Below are 19,735 nucleotides of genomic sequence, written 5' to 3' on the forward strand. Positions count from 1 at the left end.
GGATTGTAAAATTTTAAAGGAAAAGGGTACAATAATAAAGAGAACATTTGGGAATCATGTTCTGGTGAACTATGATAGAGCGTGATAAACACTTAGCATGTGCAGAAATTACGGTTTCAGTTTCAATGTGCTAATTATATAAAAGGGTGGCGGGTTATGAAACGAAACATATACATACTCCTTGGTGCTGTCTTGCTGGTTGGTATTGCACTGGCCCAGAATGCGGGTGACGGCATTGCAGCCGTCTTTAAGCAGGAAGAACCGATGCCTACTGAGACGGGACCACGTGCGGGTCTTCTGGCACCTGCTTTTTCTCTGACAGCAATGGATGGAGAGACGTACAGTGTGGGCGGTGCCAAAGATAAGGCCACATTCGTCAGTTTCTGGGCATCCTGGTGTGAGCCGTGTAAGCAGGAAGCTCCGGAGCTGAACAGAATGGCTGCGAAATACAAGGATAAGCTTGACATGTATGGGGTTAATGTAACGTCATACGATAAACTCAAAGATGCCAAAGCTTTTGTAGATGAGTACCAACTGACATTCCCTATTCCCTTGGATGAGAAGGGGACTGTGTATGCTCAATACAATGGGGTGGCTTTTCCAACGAATGTTCTGATTGACTCCAGAGGAGTTATACAGGAGATTGTTCTGGGCATATTGCCTGAGAAAGAGTTGGAACGTAAGATTAAAAAGTTAATTGCGAATTAATTTTCATGTAAACAAAGAAGCCTTTGCATCCATGAATCATGGGTACAGAGGCTTCTTTATATTTTCCGGGAAATAAGCGTTATTAGTGGTTGCTTATCCCATGAGCAGGAATAGGGAGTGTACCCGGCTCATCCTGCAATTTTTCTTGAAGCAACGCATAGCGGAAACTGTGTACGAGTGCTTCCCAACTTGCTTCAATTACGTTCTCGGATACACCGACAGTGTTCCATGTGTTCTCCGTATTTTTGGATTCTATCAATACACGAACTTTGGCAGCTGTGGCATCCTTCTCATCCAGTACACGCACTTTGTAGTCTGACAGATGCATGTTGGCGAGTGAAGGGAAGTATTGCACCAGCGCTTTCCGAAGGGCGTTATCGAGTGCGTTAACCGGACCATTGCCCTCAGCAGCGGTATAAGCGCTTGTTCCAGCGATATTCACTTTGACAAAAGCTTCAGAAACAACGGATTTGCCTGCCGTTTTCTCTACAAGCATTTTGAATGATTCAAACGTGAACAATTCTTTCATGTCACCGTTCGCTTCACGAATTAACAATTCAAGCGAAGCATCTGCACCTTCGAACTGGTAACCCTGATGTTCCAGGTCTTTGATCTTCTCAATAATCTGACGTGAATTGGCACTGCTTGGATCGAACTCAAGCCCCAGTTCCTGAGCTTTGGATACAATGTTACTTTGTCCGGCAAGTTCAGAGACCAGCACACGTTGTTTGTTACCAACCAGTTCAGGGACGATGTGTTCATAGGTACGTGAATCCCGCAGGATGGCAGAGACGTGAATTCCACCTTTATGAGCAAAAGCAGCATTGCCGACATAAGGCTGATTAATCGGCATATTCACATTGGCAATCTCGCTAACATAACGAGCCACGTTTGTAAGTTGTCTCATGGAATCTTCAGTAACACATTCATAACCAAGTTTCAGTTGCAGGTTCGGGATAATGGATGCGAGATTGGCGTTACCGCAACGCTCTCCATAACCGTTCATCGTTCCTTGCACCTGACGGGCTCCGGCTTGTACAGCGCTGAGTGTGTTGGCCACAGCCAGTTCACAATCATTATGTGTATGGATACCGAGATGTGCATGAGGCAGGCTTCTATGCAATGTGGATACGATCTCGTGCACCTCGTTTGGCATCGTCCCGCCGTTGGTATCACACATAACGAGCCAGTCCGCTCCAGCTTCGTGGGCCTTGGTCAAGACCGCTTGAGCATACTCCGGGTTATGTTTGAATCCGTCAAAGAAGTGTTCTGCATCAAAGATCACTTCCATTCCATTCTGTTTCAGATAGGCGATGGAATCATAGATCATGGACAAATTTTCTTCCAAAGTAGTCTGCAAAGCGGTATGCACATGGAAGTCCCATGATTTACCGACCAGGGTTGCAGCCTGAGCACCAGATTCGATCATGCGCTTCAGGTTGGCGTCTTCACTAGCAACACTGCCTTTTCGGCGGGTACTGCCAAAAGCAACAACCTTTGCGTTCAGGTTTAATTCCTTGACTCTTTTGAAAAACTCAATGTCCTTGGTATTGCTGCCGGGAATTCCGCCTTCAATATAATGGACACCCAGGTCATCAAGCTTCTTGGCAATTTTGAGTTTGTCGTCTGCCGATAAGCTGACACCCTCCCCTTGTGTGCCGTCACGTAAAGTCGTATCGAAGATGGAAATGGCCTTTGACATGAAGATCCTCCTTTGAGATAAAGCGCTCTTTTAAAAGTTTGGATTGTAAGTTAGGAAAAGCTGTTAAGTACGTTAGTGGACGAATCCTTCGATTCGGCAACGCTACACTGTGTTAAACTGGGTGCGCTGATTTGTCCTAAAGTCGTCAATTTGTATAATTAATTATTATAGCACCATTATAGCCAAATGCTACATAGAAATCGCAGTTTCATGTAACAATTAACGGATTTTAGAGAAAAAAGAAGGTTGTTAATCATAATCCGGATGTATGTTATAATCTATTATTGAGTTTTAATTGGAATATATGGAAGAAAAGGAGGGTTGATTTTGAGTTTTGTATGGGAAAATACGATTATTGCTCTGATCACTTTGATACTTTTTGTGAGTGTAGGCTGGTTAATTATTCGGTCTCTGATCAGATCTCGCAGAAAATAAATGCTCATGACTGAATTAACATAACGGGTTTGATATACTATAGAAGAAAGAAATTCGTTTCATTAATTAGTGTGCAAGAAAGGGCGGGGGTTCATGATGTCTTCAGACGGCAATCCTCCAGCAAATGTGGATCAATATTACCCTGCAGCCGGACGGGTGATTCTGCATGTCGATATGAATGCTTTCTACTGCTCTGTACATGAAGCCGAGGAACCAGATTTATATAGAGGAAAAGCAACGGCCGTTGCGGGCAGCAGTGAACTGCGAAAGGGTGTAATTGTAACCTGCTCATATGCCGCTCGTAATCGAGGCATCTCAACAGGTATGGTTGTGCACCAAGCCATGAAAAAGTGCCCTGATCTCATTGTGATCCGTCCTGATTTCCATTTATATCGTCAATATTCAAGAGCCTTCATGCAGATTGCGTATAGTTATACGCCTCAACTTGAGGCGACATCCATTGATGAATGTTATCTTGATATTACAGGTTCAAGGCAATTCGGGAATCCAATGGAGATTGCGGAGAGTATTCAGCGGAGAATCAAGGATGAATTGGGGCTGCCATGTTCCATTGGCATTGCACCCAACAAATTATTGGCGAAAATGGCTTCGGATCTGAAAAAACCGAACGGTATTTCCATTTTACGCATGAGAGACGTACCCCGGATTCTTTGGCACAGACCATGCAACGAGATGTTTGGCATTGGCAAAAAAACGGCTGAAAAGCTGAAAAAATTGGGCATTGAAACGATTGGTCAATTGGCCAAGTCGGATGAGAGCATGTTGACCGAACTATTTGGAGTTAATGGAGCATGGCTCAAAAATTCTGCGAATGGCATTAACCATTCCGCAGTTCACGCGGAACGGGAGGCCAATAAATCCATTGGGCATACAACCACTTTACCGGCGGATGTATCGGATATGAATGAGATTCATCGGGTGTTCCTCAATATAAGTGACCAGGTAGCCAGAAGGTTGCGCAAGCACGAAATGTTCAGCCAGGGTATTCAGATTACGATCCGCACACCGGATATGAAGACAATCACCCGATCACGTCTAATGGAAGTTCCTACGGAGGATGCAACGGTCATATATCGTGAGGCCTGTAAACTATTTGAGAAGCATTGGGGTAGTGGCAAACCTGTACGCATGCTGGGTGTGACACTTCAAAACCTGATTCCAAGAGAAGAATCCGCTGTACAGATGGACTTGTTCGAATATGAGCAGAAGCCCAAGAAGGACAATCTGATTCGGATTATGGATCAGTTACGTGATAAATTTGGTGAGAATGCTGTTGTGACCGCCGGCATGCTTGGAGACGATCCTTCCGTGCTGCTTCGTAATCATAAAGTGCGCGGTACTTCCCTGCAAAAAGATAACTTGCAAAGTCTTGATTAAATAAGGGATAATAGAGACTTGTGGTTGCAAAATGTTTGTAATTATCCTTACTTTGTATTAATATGTTTCTAGATAAAAACACTGTACGTTTCGAATTTTAGGAGGAGAGAATGTAAATGAGTAAATATACTTGGGTTGAAAAAGACACATGTATCGCATGTGGCGCTTGTGGAGCAACAGCTCCAGACATCTACGATTATGATGATGAAGGTTTGGCTGAAGTTATCTTTGACGGCGATGCTAACCATGGTGTCAAAGCTATTCCAGACGACTTGTTTGACGATATGCAGGATGCATGCGATGGCTGCCCTACAGATTCAATCAAAGTAGCGGACGAGCCTTTCAATAAAGAAGGCTAAGTATTTCTCACATGAACACAGAGCACTTTCTTTTGTCTTAACGACAAGGGAAGGTGCTTTTTTTGTTTTCATTCAACTGTGATTATCTAATCTGTGGATCAAGGACGAACATTGTCGAACCCCCCTTTTTTCTACCGGGTACTCAAGTCCTATGGATTCAACGCTTGGTTATGCCGATATATAATGATATACGGAAAAAGGCGAAATAGTGGAGGATCGGATGCAAAATACTCATCTAAGAACATATGTCAAGAAACATCCCGACAATAAAATGGCTTGGTACTTGCTTGGAAAGGAGTATTTGGGCGAAGGACAGGAGGCCAAAGCCAATTATTGTTTTCAGCAAGCGGGCGAGGTTTATGAGGCATTTGAACGCAGTAAAGCTCCTGCTGACATCTGGGTAGACTATCAGGAGAAACTGGTGGAGATGTCTGAGCAAAAGGAGAAAAAACAACGTAGACGCAAAATGTGGCTCACGTTGCTCATGCTGCTTGTGCTGGCAGGTCTGCCACCTGCGGACGCTCCGGGTTTCAGTCGGGAAGCGGCCGACGCACTGTCAGCAGCACTGGAATCCACAGATGACATCGAAGCGCCTGTAGAAGCGGATAAACAGGTTGGAACTGCATCCATTGCGCCAAGCAATGTGTTCACTGCTGCGGCATTTGGTGGAGGTAATCATGGCGAGGCTGCGCTCGCAGCTGCCTGGTCCGGGTCTGGCCCAAAAGTAGAGACCTCTGCTGTACTGGGCATGCAAACCTCGGATGACTGGTCTTTATGGAAACGAAATATGCCTGTGAAATACATAGTACAAACCAATACAAGCGGGAAATTGACTGCACAGAGTTATGATGCCAAGCAATGTAACTGTGAACCTCCTGAAATTACACCGAAAATCAAAAAGATGGCCTTGGCGTGGACCGCCAAGCAGGAAGCAGCTGCATCATTATCAAGTGCAATCGTTGCCTATCGCAAAAAAAATGATGCTTGGCCCAAGAGTGTAACGCAAATGGCTCAGCCATTTCCGAACAATATTCTGGGAGAGACTGCGTCAGGGATGACCGAGATGTTTCCGAAGCTGTTAGCTTTGCATCAAGGAAAGGCACAGGAAGGAAAGAACGATTCGAGTGGTAAAGAGAATGGTTCAACGACTTCGAATTCGTCTCAAGGCAAAAATGCCGCTTTTGCAGATACGCTGGGAGGTCAGCCTTTTTTGCAGGAACCGCTGGAGATTGTCATTGATAAGGATAGACATAAACTTGCATTAATCAGTGGGGATACCATTGTTCGTATGTATGATGTGGGACTTGGTGGTGATCGAACACCGGAGGGGTCATTTGTCATTACAGATAAAGTGGTCAATCCGAATGGGCGCTCGAACGGTGAGTTTGGAAGCAGAGGTATGCAACTCTCGAATACGAATTATGCCATCCACGGGACCAACGAGCCAGACAGTATCGGACTGGATGAGTCCCTTGGATGTGTGAGAATGCGTACAGGAGATGTAGAAGAGTTATTCGCTCTTGCTCCGCAAGGCACTCCGGTACGCATTGGAGAAGATGTACTGCCAGATCTGACGCTTGTTCCAGAAGCAAAGCAGCGTTATCAGCATACACTTGTTCCAAAGCAAAATAATCCGAACAAAACGTATCACTGGCTGAATTGATCTGTTTGATATGTAGAATCAGATGGATTCAGCCTGAATCATCTACATGTTGGCAATAATGATAAGAGCACCAATGATGATGATCAGGCCGCCTACACTGGCTGCTGTCCATGCAATGGCTTTGCGATTCACTTCTTCTTTCTTTTGCTGTAATGCAGGTGGTTTACGTTTGGGAGCCATGAGTTATTCCTCCTTATTTGGAATAGAACTGGTGTAGAGTAACCATGCTCTCATTGTAAAGAATTCAACTCGTCATTTCCAGTGGGCGGGTGGATTTCTTGTGAGCATTTTGTATTATTCGATTTGTGCTGTCTATGCGCAAACTACTTTCCTTTTTAATAAGAAACAGATAAACTTGTGAGTAGAGTGTTTTTTTACATATGAAAAGACGGACAACGGCTTTTTGGCGTACCGGACCAGAACGGAGTGAGTGATTTGTTATACAGAAGTCTTGCTAAACCTTTGTTGTTCAAAATGGACCCTGAACAGGCCCATCATCTGATTATTGGCGGCCTTAGTGGCGTGGGTAGCATCCGTCCGGTTCCTTCCGGACTGCGTGTGATGTACGGCGTTCGGGAAACGTCTGATCTGGCTGTTGACATGTTTGGGTGTCATTTCCCTACACCTGTTGGTCTGGCTGCGGGTCTGGACAAAAACGGGCAGGCCGTAACGGGCTTTTCTTCCATCGGATTTGGATTCATGGAAGTGGGAACCGTGACACCACTTGCACAACCTGGTAACGATCAACCACGGCTGTTCCGTTTGCCTCCAGATGAGGCGTTGGTGAACCGAATGGGCTTCAACAATCTTGGTGCGGAAGCCATGGCAGGTGAATTGGCACGTCTACAGGATCGGCGTATTCCAGTGGCTGTTAACATAGGCAAGAATAAGGCAACTTCTAATGAGGAAGCTCACCTGGACTATTCGAAGTGCATTCAGGCACTATACGATTATGCTGATCTATTCGTGGTTAATATCAGTTCACCAAATACACCGGATTTGCGTAATCTGCAACATGGGAATGAATTGAAGGAACTGCTCGCTGCGGTTATGAACGAGATGAACGTGCAGCATGCACGAGCGGGCGGAGCGACCAAATCCGTTCTGGTGAAAATTGCACCGGATGTGAATGATCAGGAACTTGAATATATGGTTCGCACAATTGCAGACAGCGGTGTTGCTGGTATTATTGCAACGAACACAACCATCAGTCGTACAGGACTTTCCCACCAACATGCGAAGGAAACAGGCGGTCTGAGCGGTAAACCTCTACGTGACCGTTCAACGGAGATTATTCGCCAGATCTATCGCCAGACCGAAGGCAAACTTCCGATTATCGGTTCAGGTGGCATTTTCACAAGTGAGGATGCATACGAGAAAATTAAAGCCGGAGCAAGCTTGGTCGAAATATATACAGCATTGATCTATGAAGGACCCGAGGTGAATCGGCGCATTCATGCCGGACTGCGTGAGTTGCTGCGCAAGGACGGTTATCGTCATATCTCTGAAGCGGTTGGTGCGGAGCATCGTTAAGAAGGAATGTGAATCCCCGGAATGAAAATATAGAAGCATGGGAAGAGCGTAAAATGGTTCGGGACTCTTCCCCCCACCAAACATCATGTATAATGGAATAGAACAGGGGACGCTATAGAGACAGGAGGCATAAGCATGGACGGTAGAGACTGGGGTACATTTTTACTTCCTTATGAACAAGCGGTAGAGGAATTGAAAGTCAAGTTTAAGACAATGCGAGCGGAACTGAAGAAACGGGAAGAGTATGCCCCGATTGAATTCGTTACCGGTCGTGTCAAAAAAATATCCAGTATTCTGGAGAAATCCAGACGACTGAATGTGTCGCTTGATGACGTGGAAACAGGCATTGAGGATATTGCAGGTATCCGCATTATGTGCCAGTTCGTGGATGATATCCGTCGGGTTGCCGAGTATATTCGAGGTCGTAAGGATCTCACGGTACTCATTGAGAAAGATTACATTACGAATTTCAAAGAGAGCGGCTACCGAAGCTTCCATATGATTATTGAGTATCCCGTTCAGACGGCTCTGGGACAAAAGAAAGTTTTGGCCGAGATACAGATCCGGACGCTTGCCATGAATTTCTGGGCTACCATTGAACATTCGCTGAGTTACAAGTTTCGCGAAGGGTTACCTGATGAGATGAGAACTAGGCTGAAAAAAACGGCTGAGGCCGCGTTTATACTGGACAACGAGATGTCTGCTATTCGTCTACAGATTTTGGAGGCGCAGAAGGCATTTGAGGATGATTCCAATATCGTGTCAAGAACATTGAATATCATTCATCAATTATACTTCTACCACCTTGTCAGTGAAGCAATTGAAGCACAGAAGCGATTTAACGATTACTGGGAACGGCATGATATGGAAGGGCTCAAAGACTTGCTGGATGACGTGAAGAAACTTCTGAACAACGCCAGAAAGGGCGAAAACCCGGATGAGCATCTATGAGCCGCTGTACGTTGACTACTTAATTTACTTCAATCGGGATCAGGATTATTTCGAGTGTCATGAGGTGCTGGAAGAATTGTGGCTTGAACGTAACCGGGATTCTCTCTATAAAGGGTTGTTGCAAATTGCGGTTGGTTTATACCACTTCAGGAATGGCAATCTCCGCGGAGGAACGATGATGTTACAGAGCTCACTTGATCTTCTGGAACCTTATCCTGCTACCACTCTGGGCATTGAGCTTGGGATTTTGGTACAGGAAGTAAAGGCAATCGTGAAGCAACTGTCTGAGCCTGACGCTCAGTCTGCGACTTATAGGGATTTGTCCATACGAATTGTTGATGAGGTCTTAGAACAAGAGATATCTAGAAGATCGCTTGAGCTAAAACCAAATATTCCGCAACGGCGGAGTCCTACCAGAGGGCGAATATACGAAGAGAAGATGAAGGCGATGGATCAGAGTAAAAGTTGAACCGTAATCACGCTAACATTCAAATGAGCATCCCATGGATATGAAGTTCCATGTATATGAAACACCCCGACGATTCCTGTAAAAGGAACGATCGGGGTGTTTTTGAATGTTGCGTCATATTCAGATGATTGCAGGTGGCATAGCCTGTCCTTCAACAGAACAGTGTCTGGTGATACAAGTGCCTGATTGTAGATACTTGTGGGAACGGATCTAGCAGTTAGCTTGCCGAAGGAGCGGCACTGCCTTTATATTTTTGGAAAAATTGTTTGTAATCATCCAGCGTGTAGCCCTGGTCACTACCATTCTCTTGCAGTCCGCCAACCATACGGTCTTTCTCGACACCAGCCTCATAATAGACGAGTGTAGGCGTGAACTCGATATTGTAATCGGTCCATCCTGCTTCGAATTCACGCAGATTGAACTGTGGAAGCTCAATACCTTCACTGTCAACCAGTGGCATCAACTGAGGTGTTGTGGCACGGCAGTGCGAGCAGTCGGAAGCAAAGAAATAAACAAAAAAGCTGTCTTTGTTATCGATTTTGGCTTTGAGATCAGTGGGTACAATAATTTGTTGATAGTTGGGATCACTAAGTAGCTCCCGTGTAGCTGGATTAAGCTTGGAAGCAGCGATGCCATAAGCATTTTCCACTGAATCCATCTGTTTCTTGGATTGCTGGTCTACGACAACCAGTGCTGCAATCATAATGATTAAAATACCCAGGAAAATAAGGATCGCAGCACTTTTCTTTTTCTTCTTGGATTTCATTGGACATCCCCCATCGATCATATCGAAATATAGTTTGGGCAAAAATAAAGGTTGGGATAATATGCATAAACACCCGAATTTTTGCTCAGGAATCAATCTACTTGCCATTATACTACATTACACGCTGTAGTGGAATAGATACGATATGATAGGAAAGCAAAGCTTGGATATGATAAAATAAAACGATATTGCAATCTTACCAAGACAGGATGAGTGGGAATATGGGTGTAAAGTTACCTTTGATATTTGCTGAGCGAATGAAAAGTTTGCTGGGTGATGAGTTTGAACAATTTATGAAATCTTATGAACAGTCTCCACATGCGGGGCTGAGAGTGAATACGCTAAAAATATCGATGGAACAATTCGATGAGATTGCTCCGTTTGATCTAAGACCTATTCCGTGGTGTGAGACAGGATTCTATGTACCTCATGGTGTTAAACCGGGGCTGCACCCTTATTATCATGCAGGCTTGTATTATATACAGGAACCAAGTGCAATGGCTCCAGTTGAATTATTGCAGGTGGAGCCTGGAGATCGTGTGCTAGATCTATGTGCTGCTCCGGGAGGAAAAACGACACAGATTGCTGCAAAGCTGCAAGGCAAGGGTGTACTTGTCACGAACGATATCCATGCTGAACGCACAAAAGCGCTGGCCAAGAACGTGGAATTGTACGGGGTGCGTAACGCGGTTGTTTTGAATGAGTCGCCAGAGCGGATCGCAAATGCATTTCCTCATTATTTTGACAAAGTATTAATTGATGCGCCTTGCTCAGGTGAAGGCATGTTCCGCAAGGATGAAGACATGGTGAAATCGTGGGAACATCATTCGGTGGAAAAATGTGTGCTCATGCAGCGGGATATCTTGGAGACTGCGGCACGGTTGCTGGCCCCGGGAGGAACCATTGTGTACTCGACATGTACCTTTGCGCCGGAGGAAAACGAAGCAATGATTGCGGAGTTCCTGAATGTAAACCGTGATTTCGTAGTAATGGACATTCCTGAAGAAAAAGGATTCGCTCCAGGACGTCCGGAATGGGTACGTAAGATGATGCCAGAGAAGGCAGAGGAGACGGAAGCTGTACTGGATCAAACGCGTGGCACCGCAAGATTGTGGCCTCACCTTTTGGAAGGAGAGGGGCATTATGTCGCTGTGTTGCTGCATCGTGCAGGGCAAGAAATAGAAACAGATCAACCTGGAGTAGTTAAAGAAGGAGCAATGGAGTATGGACAGGTCGTGGATGTGTCCAGGATTGAAGCAGAGGGGAACAAGGATCACTCTATTGCTGCTTCTTCAATTGCTATGACCAAGGCTGATCGTAAAAAGGAACGTTTATTGCGAATCGAATCCCGAGAGTCCCATGACAGACAGGCTGGTGGCGGCAAGAATTCGGGTAGACAGAGCAAAAAAGGTAAAGATCACGGTGGACGTAAATCGGAACGAGGTCAGGGACGCGGAGCTGATCCGGCAAGTATTGATCCGGTTGCGATATACAGTCAGTTTATGAAAGAACAATTGGAGATTGAGTTAACTGGAGAGACGGTATGTTACGGAGATCGGGTGTATCAATCATCAGTTGGTGCAGCTCGGTTGGAGGGACTGAAAGTCATTCGTCCAGGCTGGTTTATGGGCACGATTAAGAATGGGCGATTTGTTCCGTCCCACCCGCTTGCGTGTGCTTTGAATGCATCTGAAGCACGGCGAAGCGTAAATCTGTCATCCGCTGATGGCGAAGCCGTGAGATACCTCAAGGGTGAAACGTTAAATATTGAAGAAGAACGAGTGGTGCTCAAGGCGGATACGTTTGCCAAAGGGTATGTTCTTGTATGTGTAGATGGTTATGCCGCTGGCTGGGGAAAATGGCTGGATGGTGTACTGAAGAATGAATATCCGGCAGGTTGGAGGTGGACATCGGTATGAGTGGAAAAGGAAAACAAACGTTGCGTCTGGACAAAATATTAAGCCATATGGGTGTGGGAACACGAAGTGAACTTAAAAAGATGGTGAAACAAGGCAGAATCCATGTGGACGGCAAAGCGGTGAAAGACAGCGGGGTACAGGTGAACCCCGAGGTCAACGTCATTGAAGCCGATGGAGAGCGGATTGTGTATCGGGAGATGATCTATCTGATGCTGCATAAACCTCCGGGTGTCGTGTCTGCTACCGAGGACAACAGAGATAAGACGGTACTGGATCTGCTGCGCAAAGAGGATCGGGTGTTCAATCCTTTTCCTGTGGGACGACTGGATAAGGATACGGAGGGACTGCTCATTCTTACGAATGACGGTCCACTTGCCCATGATCTGTTATCTCCACGCAAGCATGTGCCCAAAACCTATGAAGCCCGTGTGCTGGGAAACGTGGATGAAGCGGATGTGCAACGTTTCAAGGCGGGAATTCAATTGGATGACGGGTACGAGACATTACCTGCTCAGCTGACTATACTCGGTCAGGAAGAGACGGAAGAAGGTACGATCTCGTCGATCTCGCTTATTATTCACGAAGGGAAGTTTCACCAAGTGAAACGTATGTTTCAGGCGGTAGGCAAGCGAGTGATTTATCTGAAACGCGTAGCTATGGGTGATCTGGAACTAGCTTCCGATCTTACTATCGGAAGCTATCGTGAACTAACCGCAGATGAGTTGAGCCTTCTGCGGAAGTAAAAGCTCCCGTCCTTTGCGAAGCGAGCAGGGAGTCGTGGAGGGAAGCAAAGCCCCGATACTAACCGCCGAAGGCGAAAAAGCTCCCGTCCTTTGCGAAGTGAAGCAGGGAGTCGTGGAGGGAAGCGGAGCCCCGATACTAACGCCGCAGGCGAGAAAGCTCCCGTCCTTTGCGAAGCGGAGCAGGGAGCCGGGCAGAGAGCGAAGCCCTGCCCGTAATGGTCCCGGTTAAGCTTGGGCGGGACCGCCGCTGACCAGCGGTGTGCTCGGCAACAAGCGTTCCTACGACAACCGTGACATAGCAAGACCCGACCTAACACCGGTGAGCAAGACGGGAGTCCAGAGGGCAGAGCCCTCTGGGGCCCTCCCTTGGAAGGGAGGGTTTGGGTGGGTGCGACTACTAACAGATGAGGATGAAGCCAGATGACTTATAAATTAATTGCACTTGATGTAGATGGAACACTACTGAGTGATCATCATGAACTTACCGAATGGACTCAGGAGACCTTGATCCAAGCTTCCCGTCAAGGAGCAGAGATTGTCCTGTGTTCAGGTAGAGGTCCTGCCAACACGATTCCTTTTATGGAGCAGATGGGACTGGATGGATATGTGATTACGCATAACGGCGCCGTTACCGCGCAAGTCGATACCCGTGAGGTAGTTCATCATTTTGCATTAGATGGACAAGGACTGGAGCCGATTATATCTTACTGTCGAACCAATGGAGTACATTTTGACATCAATACAGCATTTGGTCTGTATGTGGATCAACCGGAAGGTTTGGGGTTGCAGGTGCGTGAGATGTATTACAACTTTATGGCCGAGCCGCTGAAGTTACCCAAGTGGGTTGACATGACAGAACCGCTGGCGAAGTTCACTGCATTTGGTCCGATTGAACAGATGGATGCAGTACTTCAGGAATGGTCAACTTGGAATCTGCCTTATTATATGACACGGAGTGGTGACTTTTTTATTGATCTGATGCATCCCGAAGCGTCCAAAGGCGCTGCACTGAAAAGGCTTGCTGAATCGAAAGGAATCATGCCTTCGGAGATTATGGCGATTGGTAACTACTTCAATGATATTACGATGCTGACTTTTGCGGGAAAAGGCATTGCCATGGATAATTCACCGGACGAGGTGAAAGCTGCTGCGGACGAGGTTACACTCTCCAATAACGAGCAGGGTGTGGCACACGCAATCCAAAAATATGTGTTATCCGTCTAACCCTACATCTTATACTTAAAATGCACGCTTTCCTCATAATCTACCGTCCTCAGGGGCATCCTAAGAGAATAATGTTAGGAATGGAGGAGGACACGTGATGAATTATGATGTGGAATTGGTTGCAGACCTGCGGACATCAGGTGGAGAAGTACAGGACGTGATGGTCAATGGTCAATATGCAGGATCACTTTTCCTTGTGTACAGAGAAGGAGATCGTTTATCTGGTAGTCTTCAGATCGAGCAGGAGTCTCTGCCAGATGATACAGAGCAACGTATCGTGGAAAAAGTGCATGCCTATGTCCGATCTCTTGCAGATGCGTTGGAAGCTGCGTATTATGAAGTGCTGGTTAGTTGTGGCTCATTACATACGGTTCTGCATATGCCTGAGTCAGAGACAATGTGGCCTTCGAAAGAGATGAATCATGACGAAGGCAGCTATGACGATATAGGTAGCAGTGGAAGTAAGGTAATCCCTGTTTCACAAGCCGAATCGTTTACATATGAAGATCGGGATCAGGTTCTGGAGATGGAAATGGTAAGCGCAGGACGCAGCATATCGACGTATATATTCAATGATGTCGAAGGGCAGGAACTTGCAGAAGCTTCCTTAAAACAATATGGCGCTGATGTACAAGGTGAAATACACTGGTATGACGAGCCGGAAGAGAATCAATTGGAAGCTGCGGCAGAGTTACTAGTCAGAGAGCTGGATGAAGATATCATCGATACGATTACGATCCGCATGTGGCATCAGGGCAACGAACTCGAAACGTTAGAGTGGGTACATCGCGATTTCTCCGAGGAATTTGAGGATACCGATGAATCGGATCTGGATGAGCTTGAAGCTGCTGAAGAAACATGTTATGTCATGCTAAAGCGTAAGGATCGGGAGTTCCGGGTATATGAGCTGTTTCTTCAGGAACGAGGTGGATTGCCTGTGGGAACAGCAACAATAGACACTTCTCATTCCGATCTGACGGGATACATTGATTACGAGGTTCCTGGTACCAGCATTCAGCGAAAGAGCCTGGTCGAAGTGTTGATGCAGGAGTTGGACAAGGAAATGGAGTTTGACACCTTGCACCTGACGATGTTGTATCGAAATCAGATTATTGATGAAGCCAGAATAGATGGGTAAAGGGCAACCGCCTTTTACCTTTTTTTGTTCTCATTTTGACGAAAAATCCATTTCCCGGTATAGTACCATTAGTTTAAAAGAGATCAGGAAGCGGAGGAGAACAATGATGCACTCATTCAGGATCAGTAGCGAATATATTAACGATGGTTTTCAAGCGGTTCAGGCGAAGCCGGAAGATACGGAGGATGTGATGTCGCTGCTGGTGGAGACAGCCGAATGGTTACAGAGCCAAGGTTCTTCCCAATGGAACGCTTTGCTTAAAGGTGAAGATTCACATGATACGGCAGGGGCGATTCGCCGTGGGGATGTGTTTGTATTCAAAAAAGGAGCGGATGTAGCGGGGATGGTCATCCTTTTGGTTCAGCCAAGTCCTTGGGATATTCATCTTTGGGGTTCAAAAGCTCATGCCGAGGATGGCGCAATTTATCTGCATCGGTTAGCGATTCGAAGAAAATATGCTCAGAGCGGTCTGGGACGGTCCATTTTGCAATGGTCCAGCAGCCGCATACATTTTGAAGGCAAACATAATCTTCGGTTAGATTGCGGAGCGAGCAATGCTACGTTGAACGCCTTTTACGCGCGGAACGGGTATACTTTTTTGGGAGTGACCGATGGTTACAGTACATATGAGAAGCCCGTGGAGCCACTGAGCTGAGAATTCTGACTATCCTATGAATATGTTGACGACAACCGCAAGCGATGGACTGCTGAATTAAAGCTTTTGCTTCTGAGGGGAACGTTTCATGAATATGTTGTATATACGAGTTATCGTAATATAGATGTTCCGGCTTCCCTATGTCATAATGGATAGTAGAGCAGTACGTAAGTTAGAAAGGGGGAAACTAACGGTGAAATTGCTGCAGGCGCTTTTCTTTCCTCCGGAGCAGCCCGGAGGTGTATCCTCTATGATTCCGTATATGCAAGAGAGATTTACAACCCCGAGGTGGGAAATGGATCTGTTCTCGTTGCCAAAGCGAATTCGCAATAAGGGCAGAGAGGAAGTTCAGTTCGAAACGTTTGACTGGACTGAATATCAGGATAGTCCTGTTGTCCAAAAATATATTCAAACATATCGTGATTATCTTTGGTGGACCAAACTGCGAATTCAGAAGCCCTATGATCTGATCCATGCCCACCACCCAATTGCAGGACTTGCGATGAAAACAGTTTTCCCGGATACACCCCTCATTCAGACGATTCACTCCAGTTATGAACGAGAATTAATCCTTAATGGACGCATTGAAACGGATGGACCGGAGCATCGATTCCTGCTCGCGATATATGGTGAGCTGGAACACCAGGCAGAGCGCCTTTTGACGGTGTCGGATTCGTTCCGCCGTTATCTGGCTCCCTACGTGAAGGAACCTGATGTCATCGGTGTGATTCCCAATGGATTTGATGAGAAGCGCTTTAAGCCGATCCCTCATGATAATGCGATACCACAGCTGGTCACGGTATGTCGGCTTGTTCCGGCAAAAGGGTTGGATATTCTTTTCAAAGCTTGTGCGGAACTGAAGGGTCGAGGTCATGATTATGTGTTACATATTATTGGAGATGGACCGATTCGTCCTGACCTGGAAGAATTGGCGCAGCGACTGGGGATCTATAATGAGACCATCTTCTATGGTTACACACTGCACCCTGAGGAATTCATGCCATTCTTTGATATTTTTGTACTTCCTTCACGGGCAGAAGCATTTGGTTCCGTCTTTGCTGAAGCGGCGCTGAGTTGTCTTGCCCTTGTGGGTACGGATGTAGGTGGTATACCGGAACAGATCGAGAACGGTAGTAATGGGTTGCTTGTACCGGCAGAAGATCCTTCTGCATTAGCTGAAGCGCTTGAAAAGGTGATGCTGGACCCGGCTTATCGTTATGAACTTGCCCGTTCAGCGTGTGAAAAAGCCAAAACACATTACTCGCTCGGCAGATCAGTCAATGAGCTGAAAAAGATGTATCTTCAGTTTCCTAGCCAAGCCTAAAACGTAGAGCAAAAAGTGCGAGCCGCTGTGATAAACAGCGGCCTTTTGTCATGTTTAAGGAAAGAGTACCCGCGGTGAATTGTGGTTAGAAGGCAAACGGATGCTCATATTCATGAAATACATGGACCGTGAGATTTATATATTGTTGCGTTTACGAAAGGTGCCCCAGCGGTTCAGTACCAATTTGGCAGCCCAGATTAATGCCATAGTTCCAAAGATGGGGTAAAGGATGGACAGCAGGGAACTGAATCCAAACTGGCTGAGTGAGTAACACAATAGCATAATGGTTAATGTAATGAAACGGGGATGGACACGTATATGTTGTCTCAGTTGCAAGGTCATTCCATAGATATCGGCTACAAAGGTAGTGAATATTTCCATGAAAATAAGGGATACATATACAGATTGCACTGCCCATCCAAGTTGAAAGGCAATGCTGCCCATCGGGATTTCGAATTGGATGATGCCGGGCATCTGAGCTGACATGGCAAAATGAGCTGCCATCAGCATGAAACCAACGCCAATTCCACCCAATACTCCACCCCACTTCAGCACATTCCGACTACGAATCTGGTTACCTACAGGCACAAGAACAGCTTGAGCCAACACCAGATTGAATGAAGTATACAATAGTGGAGACAGCCACACTTGAATAGGGTTTGAGTCTGTCGTCAGTGTGATGAATCGGGAAGCACCTGGATGATGGATCGTACTGGTGATCATGAGCAGAGATAGCAGGAGCATCATGGGCACAACGATGCTATTCATTTGTAGGATGGCTTGAATGCCCCGACCGAGAAGCAGATATGTCCCTACAAGTGTGACGATCAGACCTGTCTGATAATGCAAACCCAGATGCTCGACAAAAACGGAGCCTGCTCCGGCAAGCATGACACTGTTCACGCCAATGAGAATGAGAAGGGTCACCCAGGTGATCCATTTGCCCGCCTTATGGCCGAATAAATGTTTGTTCAGATCCTCATAAGAGCGGGACCCGGTATCGTGAGCGATCAGCATCATTTTGGTACCTAACCAGACAAAGAGCATGGTGGATAAGCCTATGGTGATGGTGGCCCATTTGCCATACTGGGTAAAAAACTGCAAAATTTCCTGCCCTGTAGCGAAGCCGGCTCCAACAACCGTTCCAATGTATGTAAATGCGATCTGCAGCACCCGAAATGCCTGTTTCATGTGTTTCCCCTCTCAGGCCCCTGTATAGTTTGGACATGCGGGTACCATGGTACAAGGTATGCTTGACCCACGAAAGTCATGACAATCGATAATGAGCTTTGGCTTGAAATGCGTCCCAAGGACAGCGTCAAGGCAATTTCGCTTGAACTTATAGATAGATATATGATACTTTTACCTCATAGGATAGGCTTGGGAGGTCAAATCATGGAATTATTGAAACAACGAATTTTACAAGAAGGTGTGGTTATCTCGGATCAAGTATTAAAGCTGGATGGTCTGTTGAACCACCAGATTGATCCTGCATTAACGATGGAGATGGGACGTGAGTTCGCTGCCCGTTTTCGTGAAAGTGGAGTAACTCGGGTAATCACGGTAGAATCCTCAGGGATTCCGGTTGCGTTTGCCGCAGCCTATGAACTGGGGGTGCCACTTGTATTCGCCCGTCGCAAAAAAACACTTCTGGCTGATCCTGATGCTTACTGTGAACGTGTACCGTCCTTTACCAAAGGAATTGTAACTGACATTATGGTATCCCGCGAGTTCATTCATGAGAATGACCGCATTTTGTTCATTGATGATATCATTGCCAATGGAGATGCCGCTCGTGGCGTCATCAAAATTATCGAGCGTTCTGGCGCGGAACTCGTCGGATTCGGCGTTGTGGTCGAGAAAAGTTTCCAGGCAGGGGCACGCACGATTCGTGAACAGGGTATTCCGGTGGAAGCCTTGGTACGCATTCGTTCCCTGAACGATGGTACGGTACAATTTGACGATAACGAAATGTGACATTTTAAAGGAATAGGGCCTATTTTTTGAACTATGCCTTTGCATGACCGCCGATTTCATTTATAATGGGGTTATGTTAGGGAGAGGAGGCAACACCATGGGGAACCAACCGGCAACAGAACAATTTTTTAATGATAAGCTGGCGGAATCGAAAGTTCATTTTGAACGTGCCCTGGATTGTAAACATACGGAATTCGATGACCTTTATCCCTATATGATTGAACATCCTCAATTTTTCTGGTACAAACGCTATGTTGCCTGGTCAGAATTACTGACGATTGTAGGCTTGTGCGAAGAGTTGTCCTTCTCTTGGAAAGAACAATTTACACCGCATCAAGTGGAGTACCTTGAAGAACGTGTGATGTCCGCCAAAGTGCTTGATTTTTGGTTCGAGAAGAACGACAGCAAAGAGCACGCGCAGCGGTAACTTTCAGTCGGGACATAATTTCGAATGACATGACAGTCCAATACAGTCACGTGAGACCTAAATGACTTTTCATTTAGGTCTCTTTTTGTAAATAAATTTGAAATATAGGAGCCATGAAGATGATTAGTGATACAGAATTGGACGCCCTGCGTCTGTCAGGTGAGAAAGTTAGAGTCGTACGGGACGAGCTGGAATCGAACGACGTGAAAGGGATTGTGGTTGCCTGGGATGGCGAGCAGGTACTTATCCGTCGTCAGAATCGACGTGTCGTTAAGCTGGACCGAGGTTACAGCTATCAGCTGTTCAGCGAGCCGCGCCAGAGTCCACTTAGTGAGTAACAGCTT

20 protein-coding genes are annotated in these 19,735 nt (G+C 46.2%); 16 read left to right on the top strand and 4 right to left on the bottom strand.

All coding sequences use genetic code 11. The features are described 5' to 3' along the window. The first annotated feature begins 156 nt into the window (after positions 1-156). Positions 157-708 (top strand): TlpA family protein disulfide reductase, encoded by a 552-nt coding sequence (locus CXK86_RS02045; RefSeq protein ID WP_076318425.1) that lies wholly within the window; start codon positions 157-159, stop codon positions 706-708. Between the two features lie 82 nt (positions 709-790). On the opposite strand, the gene cimA is transcribed toward CXK86_RS02045, so the two are convergent. Continuing rightward, positions 791-2,410 (bottom strand): citramalate synthase, encoded by a 1,620-nt coding sequence (cimA, locus tag CXK86_RS02050; RefSeq protein ID WP_100529309.1) that lies wholly within the window; start codon positions 2,408-2,410, stop codon positions 791-793. Between the two features lie 531 nt (positions 2,411-2,941). Between cimA and CXK86_RS02055 the strand changes: the two genes are divergently transcribed. The 3 genes from CXK86_RS02055 (at position 2,942) to CXK86_RS02065 (ending at position 6,265) form a co-directional block, all read left to right on the top strand. Further along, complete coding sequence (locus CXK86_RS02055; protein WP_101313401.1) at positions 2,942-4,243, top strand: DNA polymerase IV; 1,302 nt, start codon at positions 2,942-2,944, stop codon at positions 4,241-4,243. A gap of 116 nt (positions 4,244-4,359) precedes the next feature. Further along, positions 4,360-4,602, top strand: coding sequence for a ferredoxin (locus CXK86_RS02060; protein ID WP_017689369.1), 243 nt, complete (start codon positions 4,360-4,362; stop codon positions 4,600-4,602). Between the two features lie 220 nt (positions 4,603-4,822). Further along, entirely contained in the window at positions 4,823-6,265 is a 1,443-nt protein-coding gene (locus tag CXK86_RS02065; RefSeq protein WP_101313402.1) for a L,D-transpeptidase family protein, read from the top strand. Positions 6,266-6,307: 42 nt separating this feature from the next. On the opposite strand, the gene CXK86_RS31945 is transcribed toward CXK86_RS02065, so the two are convergent. After that, complete coding sequence (locus tag CXK86_RS31945; protein WP_017689367.1) at positions 6,308-6,445, bottom strand: hypothetical protein; 138 nt, start codon at positions 6,443-6,445, stop codon at positions 6,308-6,310. A 255-nt stretch (positions 6,446-6,700) separates the two neighbouring features. On the opposite strand from CXK86_RS31945, the gene CXK86_RS02070 reads away from it, so the two are divergent. From CXK86_RS02070 to CXK86_RS02080, 3 genes are all read left to right on the top strand, one after another. After that, positions 6,701-7,798: a quinone-dependent dihydroorotate dehydrogenase gene (locus tag CXK86_RS02070; protein WP_017689366.1), complete on the top strand. Its 1,098-nt coding sequence runs from the start codon at positions 6,701-6,703 to the stop codon at positions 7,796-7,798. A gap of 135 nt (positions 7,799-7,933) precedes the next feature. Next, complete coding sequence (yjbM, locus tag CXK86_RS02075) at positions 7,934-8,749, top strand: GTP diphosphokinase (protein ID WP_036609636.1); 816 nt, start codon at positions 7,934-7,936, stop codon at positions 8,747-8,749. Continuing rightward, complete coding sequence (locus CXK86_RS02080) at positions 8,736-9,218, top strand: DUF309 domain-containing protein (protein WP_101313403.1); 483 nt, start codon at positions 8,736-8,738, stop codon at positions 9,216-9,218. Before yjbM ends, CXK86_RS02080 begins: the two co-directional genes overlap by 14 nt. A 217-nt stretch (positions 9,219-9,435) precedes the next feature. Here the strand turns inward: CXK86_RS02080 and CXK86_RS02085 are convergent, their stop codons facing one another. Continuing rightward, positions 9,436-9,984 (bottom strand): thioredoxin family protein, encoded by a 549-nt coding sequence (locus tag CXK86_RS02085; RefSeq protein ID WP_047842389.1) that lies wholly within the window; start codon positions 9,982-9,984, stop codon positions 9,436-9,438. Between the two features lie 221 nt (positions 9,985-10,205). Here CXK86_RS02085 and CXK86_RS02090 point away from each other — a divergent pair, with 221 nt between their 5' ends. The 6 genes from CXK86_RS02090 to CXK86_RS02120 all read left to right on the top strand — a co-directional run bounded on the left by CXK86_RS02090 (position 10,206) and on the right by CXK86_RS02120 (position 16,987). Continuing rightward, positions 10,206-11,903: an RsmB/NOP family class I SAM-dependent RNA methyltransferase gene (locus CXK86_RS02090; protein WP_101313404.1), complete on the top strand. Its 1,698-nt coding sequence runs from the start codon at positions 10,206-10,208 to the stop codon at positions 11,901-11,903. After that, entirely contained in the window at positions 11,900-12,646 is a 747-nt protein-coding gene (locus tag CXK86_RS02095) for a pseudouridine synthase (RefSeq protein ID WP_101313405.1), read from the top strand. The genes CXK86_RS02090 and CXK86_RS02095 overlap by 4 nt, the downstream gene beginning before the upstream one ends. Positions 12,647-13,066: 420 nt before the next feature. After that, positions 13,067-13,870, top strand: a complete 804-nt coding sequence (locus CXK86_RS02105) for a Cof-type HAD-IIB family hydrolase (protein WP_101313407.1) — start codon at positions 13,067-13,069, stop codon at positions 13,868-13,870. A 97-nt stretch (positions 13,871-13,967) separates the two neighbouring features. Next, on the top strand, positions 13,968-15,008 hold the full coding sequence (locus CXK86_RS02110; protein ID WP_101313408.1) for a hypothetical protein: 1,041 nt from the start codon (positions 13,968-13,970) through the stop codon (positions 15,006-15,008). Between the two features lie 106 nt (positions 15,009-15,114). Next, positions 15,115-15,663 (top strand): GNAT family N-acetyltransferase, encoded by a 549-nt coding sequence (locus CXK86_RS02115; RefSeq protein WP_101313409.1) that lies wholly within the window; start codon positions 15,115-15,117, stop codon positions 15,661-15,663. A 193-nt stretch (positions 15,664-15,856) separates the two neighbouring features. Further along, complete coding sequence (locus tag CXK86_RS02120) at positions 15,857-16,987, top strand: glycosyltransferase family 4 protein (RefSeq protein WP_036609621.1); 1,131 nt, start codon at positions 15,857-15,859, stop codon at positions 16,985-16,987. Between the two features lie 135 nt (positions 16,988-17,122). On the opposite strand, the gene CXK86_RS02125 is transcribed toward CXK86_RS02120, so the two are convergent. Beyond that, entirely contained in the window at positions 17,123-18,178 is a 1,056-nt protein-coding gene (locus CXK86_RS02125; RefSeq protein WP_036609619.1) for a YkvI family membrane protein, read from the bottom strand. A gap of 204 nt (positions 18,179-18,382) precedes the next feature. On the opposite strand from CXK86_RS02125, the gene CXK86_RS02130 reads away from it, so the two are divergent. The 3 genes from CXK86_RS02130 to CXK86_RS02140 all read left to right on the top strand — a co-directional run bounded on the left by CXK86_RS02130 (position 18,383) and on the right by CXK86_RS02140 (position 19,729). After that, positions 18,383-18,964, top strand: coding sequence for a xanthine phosphoribosyltransferase (locus tag CXK86_RS02130; RefSeq protein WP_036609617.1), 582 nt, complete (start codon positions 18,383-18,385; stop codon positions 18,962-18,964). 97 nt (positions 18,965-19,061) lie between these two features. After that, complete coding sequence (locus CXK86_RS02135; protein WP_036609615.1) at positions 19,062-19,391, top strand: hypothetical protein; 330 nt, start codon at positions 19,062-19,064, stop codon at positions 19,389-19,391. A gap of 119 nt (positions 19,392-19,510) precedes the next feature. Next, positions 19,511-19,729, top strand: a complete 219-nt coding sequence (locus CXK86_RS02140; protein ID WP_036609613.1) for a hypothetical protein — start codon at positions 19,511-19,513, stop codon at positions 19,727-19,729. Positions 19,730-19,735: the final 6 nt, after the last annotated feature.

It is taken from the genome of Paenibacillus sp. BGI2013, from assembly GCF_002843485.1.
GTDB lineage: Bacteria > Bacillota > Bacilli > Paenibacillales > Paenibacillaceae > Paenibacillus > Paenibacillus amylolyticus.